This is a genomic window from Herbaspirillum rhizosphaerae (genome assembly GCF_046025915.1).
GTDB lineage: Bacteria > Pseudomonadota > Gammaproteobacteria > Burkholderiales > Burkholderiaceae_D > Herbaspirillum > Herbaspirillum rhizosphaerae_A.
This window is the reverse complement of the sequence record NZ_JAQQFR010000001.1, coordinates 363393-380536: the sequence shown is the minus strand read 5'-3', so window position 1 is coordinate 380536 and position 17144 is coordinate 363393. Positions and strand designations below refer to the sequence as shown.

Below are 17144 nucleotides of genomic sequence, written 5' to 3'. Positions count from 1 at the left end.
TTTCGCCGGCAGCATCGGCATAAAAAAACGGCCTGGTTCTTCAATGAACCAGGCCGTTTTTTTATTGCGCTTCAAATTTCCAACCGCACTGCTTCGTGCGCTCAGTGTGCTTAGTGCGAGTTTCCATCCCACATCCACGCCCACAGTCCCGGCAAATGCAGCGGCTTGGAGCGATCCGTGATCGTGCGCGCCATGACTGCGCGCTGCAATGCCGCGCGGTCGTCGTAGAACGGTTTGGCGGCCACGGTCAGACCGGTTTCCTGCGCGCTGTCGAGCAGGATCTGCAGATACTCCTGCATGTGGCGCGAGGTGTAACGATTGAGATCGTGGAAGGTGACTTCCACAGGGATCACGCCATCCACCGTCGGCAGCTCGCCGTCAGCGATACGTTCGCGCACCTCCGACAACTGCCGCACGATATTCGAGCGGCGGCGCAGGCTGAAGTTGTAACCCCAGATCTTGCCGTCATTCAGGCTGACGTCGGTCATCAGTACATGGAAACCGTGCTGCTGATACGCGGCGAAAGTACGCTGATCAAAATTCCAGAATGGCGGTCGCAAAAACACCGGTGCCGCACCGGTAATGGAGGCGATATCGGCGCTACCATCCGTGAGCGATTGCTCCAGCTCCTGCGGGTTCAGATGCCGGTGATTGGTATGCCCCGGTGTGCTGGTATGGAAGCCCAGAATGTGGCCATCATCGTGTTCGCGCTGCATGATCTTGCGGCCAAGTTCGCTGCCGCCGGCACCATGCGCGCGGGTCTGCACAAAGAACACTGCCTTGATGCCGGGTTGGATAGCATTGTTGGCCAGATCATCGAGAATCGATTCCGTCGGATTGAAAAAGCTGGATGCGCTGGGGCCGTCGTCAAAGGTCAGCAAGAAACGAATCGGCGCCTGCACGTGCAGGCGCTGCTCGGTCAGCGGCGTCAGTGCGATCGGCGGCGAAATACAGCCACTCAGGCTGAGCGCGACAGCAAGTACTGACAATACTGAAAATACAGATGAAGCGGCGGAGAATCGTTTCAAGTTGCGGACCTGTCATTTAGGCATCGATGGTGTCGACAAATCCATGGAAAAGCCGCACTGAGGCCGCGCGATTATACCTGAGCAGTTCTCCGCAAACTCAATCACGACGTGCCGCCGGAAAGCCTTTGTCTCTGGCCAGCCACGCCACGATCAGCGTCGGTGCAAGCAATGCCAGCAAGGCCCATGGAAACGATCCCACGCCGACGGTATCGAGCAGCACGCCGCCGACAATGCCGCCGCCCGCGATCGCCAGGTTCCACACCGTCACGATCATCGATTGCGCCACGTCGGCCGCTTCACCGGCGTTCTTCGCCGACGCCGTCTGGAACAAGGTCGGCACGCCACCATATGCGAATCCCCACACCGCCACGCCGACATACACCATCGCCGGGACGTCTGTCCAGACACCCAATGCAACGGCAGCGAAGGCAAACAGCACGATACTGATCAGCACCAGCGTACGCAGCCAGCGATCAATCAGTGCACCGGTCACCCAGATCGATGCCAGCGCACTCACGCCAAAGATCAGCAGGATCATGCCGACCTTGTCTGCCATACCGACCGGCGCAAGAAAAGGTGCGATGTAGGTGTACAGGATGTTATGCGCCAGCACAAAGGCCAGCGTCACAAACAACACTAATCGCACGCCGGGCATCATGAACACATGCGCAATCGACAGATGCCTGCCGGTTTTCAGGCCGGGAAAATCAGGCACCTTCGCCAGCGCCCATACGATCAGGATCAGTGTCATCGCGCTCATGATGCCGAAGCTCAGACGCCAGCCCACACTCGCACCGAGGAAGGTCGCAGCCGGAATCCCCAGGGATAGCGCAATCGGGATGCCTGCCATCGTGACGGCGATCGCGCGACCCTGCAAATGCCCCGGCGCCATGCGCGCTGCATAGCCTGCCATCAGCGCCCATACCATGCCGGCAAACACGCCCGCGAAGAAGCGCGTCGTCAGCGTCAGCGGATAGCTGGTCGAGATCGCAGTGATCGTGTTGACGATCACGAAGCCGACGATCGCTGTCATCAGCAAAGGCTTGCGCCGCCAGCTCTGTGTCGTCGCCGTCAATGGAATCGCCGTGACCATGGAGCCGATCGCATACAGCGTGACCAGTTGGCCGATGAGCGACTCCGACACGCGCAGATCAGCGCTCATCTGCGGCAGCAAACCGGCCGGCATGGCTTCGGTGAGAATGGTGATGAAGGCCGCCATCGCGAGTGCCAGCAAGCCTGCAAGGGGCAGACGATTGGAAGAAGTAGCGGGTGAAGAGGCCGATGAGGAGGCTGACGGCAGTGGCGATGCGGCAATGGTAGTCATTGTCGCGTTTGCGGTTGTACTGGAATTCGGTGTCATGAAGTGCCAATCAAAAAGTGTCGGGAATGCGCACGCGGGGACAATTTCGCGTGCGTGGCATGGACACAAGATAGGGTGATTTGGCACCGCGGACAATCGGGCTGGAGTTCCCAATATAACGGACACAATGTCCGCAATAATTCAAGGCGTACTCAGCGCGCTTTGCGCGCCTCCGACAAATCCCCCAGCGTATTGGCCACCAGCAACCTGAACCAGCGATGCGCCGCATCGTTATGAAAACGCGCATGCCAGAACTGCTTGACCGTAAGATCGGGTAGCTTCACCGGTAACTCGAACATGCGGATGTCGGCCAGCTGCGCGAACAACTCCGCCAGTTCGCTCGGCACGCAGGCGATGTAATCCGATGTCGCCACCAGACCCGGTACCGTCAGCAGATACGGCACGCTAACGCCAACCTTGAGGCGTTCGCCCTGATGGCGCAATTCTTCATCAAGCAATTGATTGGTGAGGGACAGCGTGCCGGCCAGCACGTGTTCACTGCCGACGAATTGCTCCATCGACATCTTGATCGGTTGCTCTTTCGCCGACTTGCTTTTGCCAGTCGGTTTGCTGTCGATCTTGCGGCTGAGTTTGCCGCCCATTTTTCCACTGCGCACGATGCCGACCAGCGAGCGGCGGAACAGTGTTTGCTGGTACAGGTTGTCGCCCATTTTGCCGAGATAGCCGATGGCCAGATCGATGGCGCCATCCTGCAACGCCGAGGCGAGTTCCAGCGACGGTACCTGAATCGGCTTGAGCGTTGCATGCGGTGCATGTTCACGCAGCGCGCCTAATAATTTCGGCAACAACACGATCATGCCCATGTCGCTCAGGCAGACCGAGAACGTGCGCGTCGTCGTCTGCGCGTCGAAGGCTTTCACGTCCCAGATCTCGCGCTGGATCAATGCCAGCGTCGCGATGGCGCCTTGCGCGATGCGCTCGCCGGTCGGTGTGGGTGCCATCACTGAGCCGGCGCGTACGAACAGATCATCCTGAAAGCTCACACGCAGACGGCTGAGCGCATGGCTCACGGCGGGCTGCGTCAGGCCCAGTCTTTCTGCTGCGCGCGACACAGTTTTTTCTTCGAACAAGGCCTGTATGACATACAGGAAGTTCAGGTCGGGGGTATTCATGATATGAGTCGGTTATATAGTAATTGTACGAATCATTAAACGCATTCATAGCGGTCTCGCGCGTAGTATGCGCAGGATTTCAGTCAAAAAACAATTGGAAAAAATGTTCGTGGCAACGGCAACACATCGCTGCGAAACCATCTTCCTGCACGTGCGCCGGTTTATTAGTCGGCTGCATCCGTGCTATTAATTTCACTGCATGGTCTTCTCCAAACCGTCTCCCTAGAATAGGCGCCGACGCTGGATCAGCGAATCGCGGCGCACCACAACAAGACAAAAATTCTGGAGACGAAATGAAACATCAACGCAAGGCATGGCTTTGCCTGTCGCTGCTCGCGCCTGCGGCAGCCATGGCGCAAACCACATTGGGCGGCAGCAACGTGGTCTTTTACGGCAAGGTCGATCTGGCCATCGACATGACCAATTTTTCTTCGACGCCGACACGCGGCGCGAGCAGTTCGCGCAATCTGTCGAACGACATTTCGTATTGGGGTTTGCGCGGCAGTGAAGATCTCGGCGGCGACATGCGCGCCTACTTCAAACTGGAGTCCGGCTTTGCCGCCGACACCGGCTCCAGCACGGGCACCAACTCACAATTGTTCGATCGCGAATCCTACGTCGGTCTCGGCGGCAAGTGGGGTTCGATCCAGCTGGGCAGCCAGTGGACGCCATCCTTGTACCTGCAGGCGCGCAGCGATCCGTTCAGCCGCCAGGGCAATGGCAGCGGCATCATCATGACGCAGCAGTCGCCGTCGAACCCGCGCGGCTTCGTCGGTTCGGTGACGCAGCCCAATGCCATCCAGTACAACTCGCCCCTATTCGGCGGTGTGACCGCACACGTGCTGTACGGTCTGAGCGAACGCGTCGATGCACCGCGCACGGTCGGTTCCATGACCGACATCGGGCTCAACTATCTTAACGGCCCGCTGTTCATCGGCGCCAGCTACGAAGACCAGATCATGGCCACTACGCCGGCTGGCGGCGCACTCTCCAATCGCACGCTGGCGCTGGGCGGCAGCTACGATTTCAAGTTCATCAAACTGTTCGGCTACGCGATGAAGAACACGATCACCGGCAGCAGCCATGACGTCAAGGCTTACTATGCCGGCTTCAATCTGCCCATCGATCAGTCGACCATCAAGGCGACGTATTCGGGCCGCAAAATGGACAACGGCGGCAACGCCAGTTTCTTCGCGCTTGGCTACTACTACGACCTGTCAAAGCGCACCACGCTCTATACCTCCTTCGCGCATCTGAACAATGGTTCGGCCACCAACTTCGGACTATGGCCGGGACTGAAAACCTACTCGCCGCCACCGATTGCAGGAGGGGCAGGTTTGCCGGTGGCGGGACAGTCCGTCAACAATCTGGAGTTTGGCATTCGCCATACGTTCTGACATCCAGCCTGCGCCATCTCGCTTGGCGGCGTCGGCGACATCACATTCGAGTGCCGACGGCTATGCATCAGATTCATGTGATGCATGAAAGCCATTGAATGGCTTTATAAAACCGTCCGTCCTATGATGCGGAAAAACAGGTGAGGGAAGAGCGGTTGCCGCTCCCGCGCAGAGGTGTTTGCGCGGCAAGGCGGCATATTCATTTCTTCCCGCACGACAAAGACAAAACAACGACGCCGCTGCAACGCAGCCGGCGTGCGTACGGAGACAAACATGCCATTCACAGACAGCAGCGACGACGTCGCCGGCGAGGCGCGTCGCATTATCAGCAGCATCGGCGCCATCGATATGCGTAAGAGATCGATGCTGCTCGGCGCAACAGCCATGCTGGCGCTGCATCCCATTTCCAAAGCGTTCGCAGCGACTCAGCCCGAGCGCGCATACGCAACGTCATCAATGTCAGCAACATCCCAAGCAATCCCTATGGAGCACAACATGGAACAAAACAGATACATCGGTCCCGGCGGCATGGTCGTCGACGAACTGGGCAAAGGCCCGCGCGTCGTCTTCGTGCATGGCGGCGGCGCCGGCGGCGCAATGGCGTGGAAAGAGCAGGCGCCGCTGGCTGCCAACTGGCGCCTGATCATGCCGGCGCGTCCCGGTTACGGCGACAGCCCCTGGCTGGGCAGCGAAGATTTCGCACGCGACGCCGACCTGATTGCCGAACTGATCAAGCCCGGCGATCACGTCGTTGCGCATTCCTACGGTGCGGCCGTTGCCTTGCTGGCGGTTGCCAAAGACGTACGCAAGCCGGCCTCGCTGACCATCATCGAATCGGGCACCAGCGACATCGCCAAGGATGATCCTGCCGTCACCGCATTCCATTACGCTGCGTTGGGTCTGGCGGCGCATCCGCCTGTCGACGACGAAGAATATCTGCGCGCATTGTTTCGCATCATCCAGCCGGCGCAGCCCCTGCCACAACCGTTGCCGCCGCCATTGAAAGCCTTCGCCGCGCATCTGCGCCATTTCCGCTCACCGGCGGAAGCGATCGTGCCGGACCAGATTCTGCATGCGGCCTCATTCCGCAAGCTGCATGTTTCCGGCGATCACAACCCGGCGTATGAAGGCATCACACGCCGTCTGGCGGAACGTCTGGGCGGCGAGCATCTTGTCATCCGTGGTGGCGGCCACACCCCGCAACGCACCGGCGAACCGTTCAACAATGCGCTGAACAAGTTCTTGCTGGGCTAGCGCCAGCTCTAGCTCTAGCTCTAGCATCCCCACAGCACTCCAGGTGATCACATGAAACTTCGCGTCGGCTTTCTCTTTATTCTTTGCCTCAACCTGCTGGCATTGACGACGCTGCTTGCCATGACGCTGACCGTACCGGGCCGGGCGCACAGTGGCATGCTGACCGGTGTCGGCGCGGGGGTATTGCTGTTGGGCGTGCTGACGAGCTGGATGCTGATGGGGCGGGTCGGCCGCAATGCCGATCTGTTGCTGGTGGATATGCAGGCGCTTGGCGCCGGGCGACTCGGGCAATTGCAGGTGAAGGCCAAAGGGCAGGGTAGCGCGGGCGAGTTCGACCTGGCCATCATCACCCTGCGCCATCGCATGGCCGATGTCGTCACCAAAGTGCGCAACGGCACCGTCGGTTTCGCAATGACGTCAGGACTGCTGTCCACCGACAACAAGGCTTTGCTGGAACGCACCGACAAGCAAGGCGCATTGTTGCAGCAAACGGCCGCGTCAACCGAGCAGATCACGTCCAACGTGCGGCAGAACGCCGACAACGCGCACAAGGCCAACGAGCTGATCGCCACCGCCGCGCAAGCCGCTGCGCAAGGCGGTGAAGTGGTCCACAACGTCGAGACCAACATGGCCGACATCCGCGACAGCTCGCGCCGCATTGCAGACATCATCAACGTCGTCGACGGTATCGCGTTTCAGACCAACATTCTTGCGCTCAACGCCGCCGTTGAAGCGGCGCGTGCCGGAGAAACCGGGCGCGGCTTTGCCGTGGTGGCGACAGAGGTGCGCGTGCTGGCGCAACGCGTCGCCGCCGCCTCCAAAGAAATCCAGACGCTCATCACCGATTCCGTCAGCAAGGTGGAAAGCTGCGACAAGCAAGTGCTGCTGGCCGGCACCACCATGCGCAAGATCGTGTCGTCGGTTAGTAGCGCCGCGACCATCATGCAAGAGATCAGCAGCGCCAGCCGCGAGCAGAGCAGCGGCGTGGCTACCATCAACGACACTATCGCCCAGCTCGACCAGATGACGCAGGAGAACGCCAAGCTGGTCGACGAAATCTCTGCCGCCGCTGCCATTCTGCATCGCCAGGCAGTGACGCTGACCAATGTGGTATCGCACTTCGATCTCGGCTCGGACGAATTCGGCACGCGCGAAGATGCGATGACGCTGGTCGACTCCGCCATCGAGCACGCAGAGACGGAAGGCTTGCCCAGCCTGGTGAACAAAGTCAACGATCTCGTCGAGCGGCGGTTTGCGGATCGCGATCTGTATCTGGTGGTGGTCGGCCTGGCCGATGGCCAGATCGTCGCCCACGGCGGCAATCCACGCCTGGTCGGCGTCGACACGCGCAAGCATCGCGACCCCGGCGGCAAGCCATTCGGGCAAGAGATTGTCGACACCGCGAGAAACCACGGCACCGGCTGGGTCGATTTCAAATTCGCCCATCCCGTCACGCAAGAGATCAAGACCAAGTCGGCTTATGTACGGCGGCTGGGCGACTGTCTGGTGTCCTGTGGTTTCTATACGCGCTGAACTGGCAAGCCTGGATGGGCAGCATCAAAAGTACGGAACAAGCACTGAACAAGCACTGAATAATTTGATCGGGCGACCTACAAACCGGCAGCTCGTGCGAGCGTCTTGAGGCGGTTCTTCCCTGGTGCGGCGTGTGACTCTCTCCTCCACGCTGCACCATTTTTTTAGCCGCAGGCGCAAGGGCGATGGCAGCTCAACAATGAATCAAACAATGAATCAGATGCATGTGATGTATGCAATCCATTATATGGATTAATAGTGTGACGAGGTCTAACATGAACCTCAATAAAGCAGCTCAATAAAGATGGATTTTTCAGGAGACACAGGTGTTTGATTGCGACGTCCTCATCGTCGGCGGCGGTCCCGTCGGTTTGTTTCTGGCGGCTGAACTCGGCCAGCGCGGCATCAGCGTGCAGGTGTTCGACGCCAAGCCCGGCACGGCGCGCCATCCTGCCGCCAACGCCAACAGCGCGCGCACGATGGAGCATTTCCGCCGCATCGGCATCGCTGACGAAGTGCGCGCCGCAGGCTTGCCCGGCGACTACTCGCCCGACATTGCCTACTTCACCTCGATCGGTCAATACGAACTGGCGCGCCTGTCGCAGCCGAGTTCTGCCGACGCCGTCGAGTGGGCGAAGCAACACGATTTCACCTGGCCGACCGCCGAGCCGCCGCATCGCTGCTCACAGCTTTACGTTGAACCCATCCTGCTGAAAGCAGCGCTGCAACATCGCTGCTGCAACGTGCATTTTTCTGCCGTCGTGGAATCCTTCGAACAAGACGAACAAGGCGTCACCGCCATCGTCAACCTGGAGCAGACCGCCAATCGCGACGCACGCCAGCGCAAGGTGCGTGCGCGTTACCTGATCGGTTGCGACGGCCCGCGCAGCAGCGTGCGCAAGGCGCTCGGCATTCGCTATAGCGGCGTGGCCGGTGAGAAGCGCGGCTTCATGGGCGGTCAGATGGAAGCGGTGTATTTCCACGCGCCGGGTCTGTACAACGCCAGCCGCAAGCGGCCTGCATGGCAGTACTGGACCTTCAGTCCGACGCAGCGCGCACTGTTGATCGCGGTCGACGGTCGCGGCGATTTCATCATGAACGTACAGCCGCAAGACGACCAGCCGCTCGATCCGGATCTGGTGCGCAAGCGCATCGCCACCGCCATCGGTGCGGATATTCCTTTCGAGATCAAGAGCACCTCGTCGTGGACCGCCGGCTTTGCGCTGGTGGCGGAACGCTTCTCGCTCGGCCGCGTTTTTCTCGCCGGCGACTCCGCGCATCTTTTCACGCCGACCGGCGGCCTCGGCTACAACACCGGCATTGACGATGCCGCCAATCTCGCATGGAAGCTTGCCGCGCTGGTCAACGGCACCGGTGGCGCGGCGCTGGCAGAGAGCTATCACGCCGAACGTCATCCGGCGGCGTTACGCAATACCGCCTTCGCCCGTGAATTCGCCGACAGCATCGGCCACGTGCAGCTGCCTGCTGCCGCGTTTGTCGACGGCCCGCAAGGCGATGCCGCACGCGAAGCAGCAGGACGCTATCTTGTGTTCCACGCCTACCGCGAATTCATGATCCCCGGCGTTCATCTGGGCACACGCTACGAACAGTCGCCATTGCTGGTGGCCGAAGCAGGCAGCCCCGGTCTCGATGCGGCCAACTTGTATCTGCCGTGTGCACGGCCCGGCCATCGCGCGCCGCATGCCTGGCTGCGCGACGGCCGCTCTTTGTATGCACTGTTCGGCATGGGCTTCACGCTGCTCACGCTCAATGCCGACAACGCCACGCAGATCGATCCGGCCAAGCTCGCGGCGTATCTGCCCGGTCTGACTTGCGTCACCGTCGCCGAACGCGCCGTACGCGAGCTGTATCAGGCCGACTTCGTGCTGGTACGGCCCGACCAGCATGTGGCGTGGCGCGGCAATGTGCTGGACGCCGGTTTTGCCGCCGTCGCCGCGCATGCACTCGGACATGAAAGAGAATCTGCACCGGGGCATCTGACGGAGCCGGAGCGATTGGCGACATCGACACCTCGCAATCAATACGCCGGTGCGGGCGTTTGAATCTTCAAATCAGCAAGTTCAGGAAGTGAAGCACCAGGATTGTTCAACACAACTATTTAATACAACCAAACAAAAGATCCGCACAGCGGACTTCACCTGCAGGAGACAAGGAAAATGCACGCACAAGCAGTGTCGTCAGATGCCGTCATGAACGGCAGCAAGACATCGGGTTTGCAAATATTGACGCTGGTTTTATGTTTCATGGTGGTGGCCTGCGACGGCTTTGACCTCGCCGCCGTCGGCTATGTCGCACCGTTGTTGAAGAAGGCCTGGGCCTTGACGCCCGCACAGCTCGGGCCGATTTTCGGCGCCGGTTTGTTCGGCCTGACGGTCGGCAGTTTCGTCTTCGGTCCGTTGGCGGATCGTATCGGCCGCAAGCGCGTGATCGTGATGTCGATGCTGGTGTTCGGCATCGGCACGCTGGCCTGCGCCTACGCAGAGTCGGCCAGTACGCTGGTGGTGCTGCGCTTCCTCACGGGTGTCGGTCTGGGCGGCGCCATGCCGACCGCCATCACGCTGTCGTCGGAGTTCAGTCCCGAGCGCAACCGCGCCTTGCTGGTGACGCTGATGTTTTGCGGCTTCACGCTTGGGCTGGCTTGCGGCGGCGCCCTGGCGGCCTTGCTGATCCCGTCTTATGGCTGGCAGGGCGTGTTCATCTTTGGTGGCATCGTCCCGCTGGTGCTGACCCCGATCATCTGGATTTTCTTGCCGGAGTCGTTGCGCTTCATGGCCGGCAAAAAGAAATTCGAAGCCGAGTCGCGCAAGGTGCTGGAACGTCTGACCGGCGATCCGCATGCAACCCTGGCGGAAGCAATCCCGGACGAGCGCCGCAATAGCGCCGGCAAAAAGGACGGCATCCTCGCCACGCTGTTCAGCCGTCATTATCGCGCCGGCACGATGCTGCTGTGGCTGGCTTTCTTCTGCACGCTATGGGTGTATTACCAGATCAGCAGCTGGTTGCCGACCGTGATCACCGAAGGCGGCATCGCCGTCACCCAGGCGGCCACCATCGGCGCCATGATGCCGGTCGGCGGCACCATCGGTTCGCTCATCAATGCGCGTCTGATGGATCGCCACAATCCTTTCGCCGTATTGAGCGTGTCCTACCTGATCGCGGCGATTTCCATCGTCTGCATCGGCCCTGCGGTGCATCACGCAGGCTGGCTGTACGTCACCGTGTTCTTCACCGGTTTTGGTTTGTCCGGTGCGCAGACCGGCGCCAACGTGCTGGTTTCCAGCTTCTATTCAACCGTGGCCCGCGCCACCGGTGTGAGCTGGGCGCTGGCGGTGGGTCGCATCGGCTCCATCATCGGCTCGATGACCGGCGGTTTGCTATTGGCGGCCTTACCGTCTGCGCAGATGGCCTTCGTCGTGTTCGCGGTTCCCGCCGTCATCGCCGGTGTGTCGATGTTCAGCGCAGGACGGCTGTACCACGGCAAGGCCAAGCCGCTATAGGACCAATATCGATCCGATCCGATCCGATTTGATTCATCACTCATAAAACAAACGAGGGCAGGAGACATGAAACTGAACAAACTATCCACATGCTTGCTGAGCGCAGGCCTTGCATATCTGGCCTGTGCGGCAGTGCCGGCGATGGCGCAGACAGCCAGCATCACCAACACCACCAGCGTCACGGTGTACGGCATTCTCGACACCGGCGTGGAATACATCACCCACGCCAACGCCGCCGGCAACAGCGTATTGCGCATGCCCGGCATCACCGGTAGCATGCCGTCGCGCATCGGTTTTCGCGGCACCGAAGATCTGGGTGGCGGACTCGCGGCACAGTTCGTGCTGGAGAACGGCTTCAACGCCCGCGCCGGCGACATCAACCAGGGCGGCCGCCTGTTCGGCCGCCAGGCCTGGGTCGGCATCAACAGTCCCTATGGACTGGTGTCGTTCGGACGCCAGTACAACATGATGTTCTGGGCGATTCTCGATGCCGACATCATCGGCCCGGACATCTATGGCGGCGTCGGTTCCTTTGACGCTTACATTCCCAATGCGCGCAGCGACAACACCGTTTCCTACAAAGGCAAGTTCGACAGCGTGACCGTCGGCGCGACGTATTCTTTCGGCCGCGACGGCACGGGTACCGGCAATTCGCCGGGGCAGGGCACATGCGCCGGTGAAGTCGCGGGCGACACGCAAGCCTGCCGCGACTGGTCGGCGATGCTGCGCTACGACGGCGCCAACTTTGGCATCGCCACGGCCTACGATCGCCAGCAAGGCGGCACCGGCGCCGCAGCCAATTTCTATAACGGCGTTGCGCCGTTTGCATTGACGTCTTCCGGCGACAAGGATGCACGCACCCAGCTGAACGGTTATTTCAAGGCCGGCGATCTCAAGATCGGTGGCGGCTGGCTGGGCCGCAAGGTCACCGCGGCAATCGGCAACCGCGAAGTGAAATCCGATCAGTACTACCTCACGGCAGCCTATCTGTTCACGCCGCAGTTCACGCTGGACGGCGGCTACTACCGCATCATCAACAAGCAGCAGGACGCACGCGGCAGCATCAGCGTGGTGCGCGGCACCTACGCATTGTCCAAGCGTACCGCGGTCTATCTGCAGACCGCTTATCTGGCCAACAGCGCGCAGGCAGCTTACACCTTGAGCCAGGGCGGTGCCGGCGCGAGCCCTGGCAAGGGCATGAATCAGTGGGGCACGATGATCGGCATGCGCCACGCTTTTTGATGTGAGTCTTAAATTGTTTTAATGCCGCCGGCATGGTGCCGGCGGTGTGTCTGGAGAGTGAAAATGAGATACATCAGTTTTGAACAAGACGGCAAGGCCTTGCTCGGCGTACGCGACGGCAAACAGATTCGCGTGCTGGGCGAAGAAACCCTGGAGCAGTTGCTGGCGCGCGGCGTCGATCTGCAAACCTATGGCCGCGATACGGAAAGCAAGGGAACGGTCGAAGAAGCCGGCCTGAAACTCCTGCCGCCGCTGCGCCGTCCGACCAAGATCATCTGCGTCGGCCTGAACTTTGCCGACCACACCAAGGAAAGCAACTTCAAGCAGCCGGATTATCCGACCATCTTCCTGCGCCTGAACACCAGCCTGATCGCCCACAACCAGCCGATGATCCGTCCAACGGTGTCCGACAGCCTCGACTTCGAAGGTGAAATCGCCGTCGTGCTCGGCAAGGGCGGCAAGAACATCAGCAAGCAAGACGCGCTCAAGCACGTTGCCGGTTACGCCTTGTTCAACGACGGCTCGGTGCGCGAATACCAATTCAAGTCACCGCAATGGACGGTCGGTAAAAACTTCGACGGCACCGGTGCTTTCGGTCCCGATCTGATCACTGCCGACGAGCTTCCGCCAGGCGCCAAAGGCCTGCTGCTGGAAACACGCCTGAACGGCGAAGTGGTGCAATCGGCCAACACCGATACCATGGTGTTCGATGTCGAATCGCTGATCTCCATCCTGAGCGAAGCCTTCACGCTGGAAGCGGGCGACGTCATCGTTTCCGGCACCCCATCGGGTGTGGGCTGGGCCCGCACGCCGAAGCTGCTGATGAAGCACGGGGACGTCTGCGAAGTCACGGTGGAACGCATGGGTACGCTGACCAACAAGATCGTTGACGAAGCAGCACGCTGATCGGAAAAAAATAACAAGCGGCGCAGCGACGCCGCTGTTTGCAATGGCAGTTCACATTGCGTTTTGCGTGAGCAATAAGTAATAAGTAACAAGCAAGGAGACAGAGATGAGCAATCAGCCGCGCCCGGCAGGCGTCCATTCGATCGACCACTTTGCAATCAACGTGCCGTCGCTGGCGCAAGCCGATCACTTCTATCGCAATTTTGGCTTGGAAGTAAACGGCAGCTCGGATGAGCTGGAGCTGCGCGCGCAGGATGGTCACCGATGGGCGCGCGTGTTGCCCGCATCGGGCAAGTCGCTGGCTTATCTCTCCTTCAATTGCTACGCTGCCGACCTTGCACAGATTGAACGGCAGGCGCGCGCGGCAGGCGCTTCCTTCGATGTCGACGCCAAAAGTTTGCGTGGCGCAGCGAAAGAAGGCATCTGGTTCTACGACCTCGACGGCAATCTGCTGCAAGTCAAAGCCGGTGTGAAGACCACGCCGGACAGCAAGCTGCCGCTGGTTCAGGAACAGGCACCGGCCAACGCACGCGGCTCGGTCACGCGCGCCGAAGCGCCATTCATCCGGCCGCGCCGCATGTCGCACGTGCTGATGTTTTCGCCGGACGTGCCGCGCATCGTCGACTTCTACAATCGCGCGCTCGGCCTGCGGCTGTCCGACAAGTCCATCGACGTCATCGCCTTTACCCACGGTCCACATGGCAGCGATCATCACCTGGTGGCTTTCGCCAAAAGCAGCGCCAAGGGTTGGCATCACGTCGCCTGGGACGTGGCGCGCATCGACGACGTCGGCATCGGCGCGGCGCAAATGGCCAAAGCCGGTTACAAGGAGGGATGGGGCACCGGGCGTCATGTGCTGGGCTCCAACTACTTCCACTACGTGCGCGATCCGTGGGGCTCGTTTTCAGAATATTCGGCCGACATCGACTATGTGCCGGCGGGCGTCGACTGGCCGGCCGGCGATTTTTTGCCGGAAGATTCGCTCTACCTGTGGGGGCCGGACGTGCCGGAGTATTTCATCCGCAATACCGATAGCTGACCGGATCACAGCAAACTGTTTCGATGGCCACCTGCAAGGCGGCCATTTTCATTGCATAGCGGCTCGCAAGCGGATTACGCGTCGCATCATCTATACTCATCGGGTCGGTCTGCCGCAGCGGCATGCCGTCGACAGCGTTGTTCCCTTCACTCCGCCCCAGAGAGTCGTCATGCCCGTCTCCTATCTCAGAAGCCTCGCCGGAAAAAATCGCACATTGACCGGCAACCGGCATCTCGCTTTTGTCCTCTCGGCGATTGCGGGAGCGATCAATGCCGGCGGGTTTCTGGTGGTCGGGCAATTCACGTCCCACATGTCCGGCATCCTGTCGCTGATGGCGGAAGATATGGCCATCGGGGCAATCGGATTATTGATGGCGGGTGCGGCCAGCATGTTCTTCTTCATCGCCGGAGCAGCGTGTTCGGCGGTGATGATCAATTGGGCGCGCAAGCGGCGGCTGGAGGCGGAGTACGCCATGCCGCTGATTGCCGAGGCGATCCTGCTGCTGTTCTTCGCTCTGCTGGGCGGCAACATCACCAGCGTCGAATGGTTGTTCGTCCCGGTGACGGTGATGTTGCTGTGCTTCATCATGGGACTGCAAAATGCCATGATTACCAAACTCTCCCGCGCAGAAATTCGCACCACGCATGTCACCGGCATGATCACCGACATTGGTATCGAGCTGGGCAAAGCGCTCTATTGGAATAGCAACCGCCATCCCGATCAGCACGTGCATGCCGACATCGCCAAGCTGAAGAATCTGTCGATGCTGGTGTCCTTGTTTTTTGTCGGCGGCGTTGCGGGAGCGCTCGGCTTTCGCCACATCGGCTTCACCTTCACGCTGCCGTTGGCGCTGGCGCTGGTATTCGTGACGCTGGTGCCGGTGCTGGATGACTTGCGGCATGCAAGATATGCGCGACATGAAAGGAACAAACAGCAACGTTGATGCTCGCGTTTTTTCTTCTTTCGAATTCTGAATTGAATTGTTTGCTGCAGCATTGAAGCTGGTCGTATATCGTTGAACTACATATTGAATACACAGCTGTTCCCGTTCTTCGTTCATAAAATATGTCTCTAGAATGAAGATGATCATTCGTATCCTGATTACCGCACGTCAACTTGTTTGCAGGTAGCAATCTTCCCGGAAGGATATGAAATGAATGTGGCACATCTCAAGGTCTCCACCAGACTGACTGTGGGTTTCGGCGTCATCATCTTTTTCCTGGTCGTCATCATTGCCGTCGCGCTGATGAAAATGGCCAGCATCAACGAGCAGCTTACTTCCATCACTGACGTCAACAACGTCGAAGTGGCGCATCTCTCCAAGATGCGGGGAGCTGTCTACGAGCAATCATTGATAGCCCGCAATATTGCATTGGCGACTGATCCAGTTGTAATCAGCCAAAATACCGAGTTGCTGAAACAACAAATGGCTATCTATAGTGACGCAGAAGCCAAGCTAGACAAGATGTTCTCTGAATTGCCGGAGACCACCGACGCTGAAAAAAAATCCATTGCCATCATCAAAGAACAATCCGCCAAAGCAATGCCTGCCTTAACCCAGATTCTGGGGTTGGGTGCTGCAGGCAAGGCCGAGGAAATCAAGGCGGTATTGGCGGCAGGGTTGAGTGCGCAACAGATGCAACGCCGAACTACCTTGACTGAGCTTGCCCGCTTTGAGGACAAGCTCAACAGTGATGCCGCACTTGACGCGAAAGCCACGTATACGCACGCACGAAACATGATGTTAGTGCTCGGTGCTCTTGCGATCATCATCGGCGTTGCCGGTGGTGTATTGATTACCCGCAGCCTGTTGCGCCAACTCGGCGGCGAACCTGCTTATGTCTCATCGTTGGCGCTCAGTATTGCGAAAGGCGATCTGACCACGAAGATAGACGTCAGCGGCAGCAGGCCGGACAGTCTGATGATGTCGATGAAAAGCATGAACGACGGACTGCAGCAAATAGTGCGGGAAGTGCGTGCCGGCACGGATTCCATCAATACCGCCAGCAGCCAGATCGCTGCCGGTAATCTCGATCTGTCGTCCCGTACGGAAGAGCAAGCCGGATCGCTCGAAGAAACCGCCTCGGCGATGGAGCAACTGACCTCGACCGTCAAGCAGAATGCCGACAACGCGCGCGAAGCCAACCAATTGGCGGCGACGGCATCGAACGTCGCACTCGAAAGTGGCGGTATTGTGCAGCAGGTGGTCGATACCATGGCCGCGATCGATGAGTCATCGAAAAAAATTGTCGACATCATCAGCGTCATCGACGGCATCGCTTTTCAGACCAATATTCTGGCGTTGAATGCGGCGGTGGAAGCTGCACGCGCCGGTGAGCAAGGCCGCGGTTTTGCGGTGGTGGCATCAGAGGTACGCAGCCTGGCGCAACGCAGCTCGGCAGCCGCCAAGGAAATCAAGCTGCTCATTGATAACTCGGTGGACAAAGTCAGTTCCGGCAGCAAGCTGGTGAGCCAGGCGGGGCAAAGCATGGAAAATGTGGTGACCAGCGTCAGGCAGGTTGTCGATGTCATCGCCGGCATCACGGAGGCGAGCCGCGAACAAAGCCAGGGCATCGATGAAATCAATCACGCCATCACCCAGATGGATCAGGTTACCCAGCAGAACGCCGCACTGGTAGAGGAAGCCGCCGCCGCCGCGCAGTCCTTGCAAGAGCAGGCGCGCAAACTGAGCGGCGTGGTGGATGTGTTTGTGACGGCCTGATCGCGAAGCTCT

12 protein-coding genes and 1 pseudogene are annotated in these 17144 nt (G+C 59.6%); 10 read left to right on the top strand and 3 right to left on the bottom strand.

The genetic code is table 11. The features are described 5' to 3' along the window. Positions 1–110 precede the first annotated feature (110 nt). From PQR63_RS01755 to PQR63_RS01745, 3 genes are all read right to left on the bottom strand, one after another. Positions 111–1028, bottom strand: coding sequence for a polysaccharide deacetylase family protein (locus PQR63_RS01755; protein ID WP_408165097.1), 918 nt, complete (start codon positions 1026–1028; stop codon positions 111–113). Positions 1029–1125: 97 nt separating this feature from the next. Further along, positions 1126–2352 (bottom strand): MFS transporter, encoded by a 1227-nt coding sequence (locus tag PQR63_RS01750; RefSeq protein ID WP_408165095.1) that lies wholly within the window; start codon positions 2350–2352, stop codon positions 1126–1128. Between the two features lie 188 nt (positions 2353–2540). Then, a complete protein-coding gene (locus PQR63_RS01745; RefSeq protein ID WP_408165093.1) occupies positions 2541–3521 on the bottom strand; it encodes a LysR family transcriptional regulator in 981 nt (326 codons plus the stop codon). A 293-nt stretch (positions 3522–3814) separates the two neighbouring features. On the opposite strand from PQR63_RS01745, the gene PQR63_RS01740 reads away from it, so the two are divergent. The 10 genes and pseudogenes from PQR63_RS01740 (at position 3815) to PQR63_RS01695 (ending at position 17132) form a co-directional block, all read left to right on the top strand. Beyond that, positions 3815–4918 (top strand): porin, encoded by a 1104-nt coding sequence (locus PQR63_RS01740; protein ID WP_408165092.1) that lies wholly within the window; start codon positions 3815–3817, stop codon positions 4916–4918. Between the two features lie 273 nt (positions 4919–5191). Beyond that, positions 5192–6172: an alpha/beta fold hydrolase gene (locus PQR63_RS01735; protein ID WP_408165090.1), complete on the top strand. Its 981-nt coding sequence runs from the start codon at positions 5192–5194 to the stop codon at positions 6170–6172. A gap of 51 nt (positions 6173–6223) precedes the next feature. Further along, positions 6224–7705: a methyl-accepting chemotaxis protein gene (locus PQR63_RS01730; RefSeq protein ID WP_408165088.1), complete on the top strand. Its 1482-nt coding sequence runs from the start codon at positions 6224–6226 to the stop codon at positions 7703–7705. Positions 7706–8031: 326 nt separating this feature from the next. Then, positions 8032–9768, top strand: a complete 1737-nt coding sequence (locus PQR63_RS01725; protein ID WP_408165086.1) for an FAD-dependent monooxygenase — start codon at positions 8032–8034, stop codon at positions 9766–9768. Positions 9769–9882: 114 nt separating this feature from the next. Then, positions 9883–11223: an MFS transporter gene (locus tag PQR63_RS01720; protein ID WP_408165084.1), complete on the top strand. Its 1341-nt coding sequence runs from the start codon at positions 9883–9885 to the stop codon at positions 11221–11223. A gap of 66 nt (positions 11224–11289) precedes the next feature. After that, complete coding sequence (locus PQR63_RS01715; protein ID WP_408165082.1) at positions 11290–12465, top strand: porin; 1176 nt, start codon at positions 11290–11292, stop codon at positions 12463–12465. Between the two features lie 63 nt (positions 12466–12528). Next, on the top strand, positions 12529–13371 hold the full coding sequence (locus PQR63_RS01710) for a fumarylacetoacetate hydrolase family protein (RefSeq protein ID WP_408165080.1): 843 nt from the start codon (positions 12529–12531) through the stop codon (positions 13369–13371). Between the two features lie 106 nt (positions 13372–13477). Next, positions 13478–14410, top strand: coding sequence for a VOC family protein (locus PQR63_RS01705; protein WP_408165078.1), 933 nt, complete (start codon positions 13478–13480; stop codon positions 14408–14410). A gap of 169 nt (positions 14411–14579) precedes the next feature. Continuing rightward, a pseudogene (locus tag PQR63_RS01700) lies at positions 14580–15308 on the top strand (YoaK family protein); the annotation flags it as partial. Positions 15309–15563: 255 nt separating this feature from the next. After that, positions 15564–17132: a methyl-accepting chemotaxis protein gene (locus tag PQR63_RS01695; RefSeq protein ID WP_408165076.1), complete on the top strand. Its 1569-nt coding sequence runs from the start codon at positions 15564–15566 to the stop codon at positions 17130–17132. Positions 17133–17144 lie beyond the last annotated feature (12 nt).

Excerpts from the sequence above, each read along its gene's own strand:
- PQR63_RS01750 (WP_408165095.1), bottom strand. The coding sequence starts at position 2,352 with ATGACTACCATTGCCGCATCGCCACTGCCGTCAGCCTCCTCATCGGCC.
- PQR63_RS01745 (WP_408165093.1), bottom strand. The coding sequence starts at position 3,521 with ATGAATACCCCCGACCTGAACTTCCTGTATGTCATACAGGCCTTGTTC.
- PQR63_RS01740 (WP_408165092.1), top strand. The coding sequence starts at position 3,815 with ATGAAACATCAACGCAAGGCATGGCTTTGCCTGTCGCTGCTCGCGCCT.
- PQR63_RS01735 (WP_408165090.1), top strand. The coding sequence starts at position 5,192 with ATGCCATTCACAGACAGCAGCGACGACGTCGCCGGCGAGGCGCGTCGC.
- PQR63_RS01730 (WP_408165088.1), top strand. The coding sequence starts at position 6,224 with ATGAAACTTCGCGTCGGCTTTCTCTTTATTCTTTGCCTCAACCTGCTG.
- PQR63_RS01720 (WP_408165084.1), top strand. The coding sequence starts at position 9,883 with ATGCACGCACAAGCAGTGTCGTCAGATGCCGTCATGAACGGCAGCAAG.
- PQR63_RS01715 (WP_408165082.1), top strand. The coding sequence starts at position 11,290 with ATGAAACTGAACAAACTATCCACATGCTTGCTGAGCGCAGGCCTTGCA.
- PQR63_RS01710 (WP_408165080.1), top strand. The coding sequence starts at position 12,529 with ATGAGATACATCAGTTTTGAACAAGACGGCAAGGCCTTGCTCGGCGTA.
- PQR63_RS01705 (WP_408165078.1), top strand. The coding sequence starts at position 13,478 with ATGAGCAATCAGCCGCGCCCGGCAGGCGTCCATTCGATCGACCACTTT.
- PQR63_RS01695 (WP_408165076.1), top strand. The coding sequence starts at position 15,564 with ATGAATGTGGCACATCTCAAGGTCTCCACCAGACTGACTGTGGGTTTC.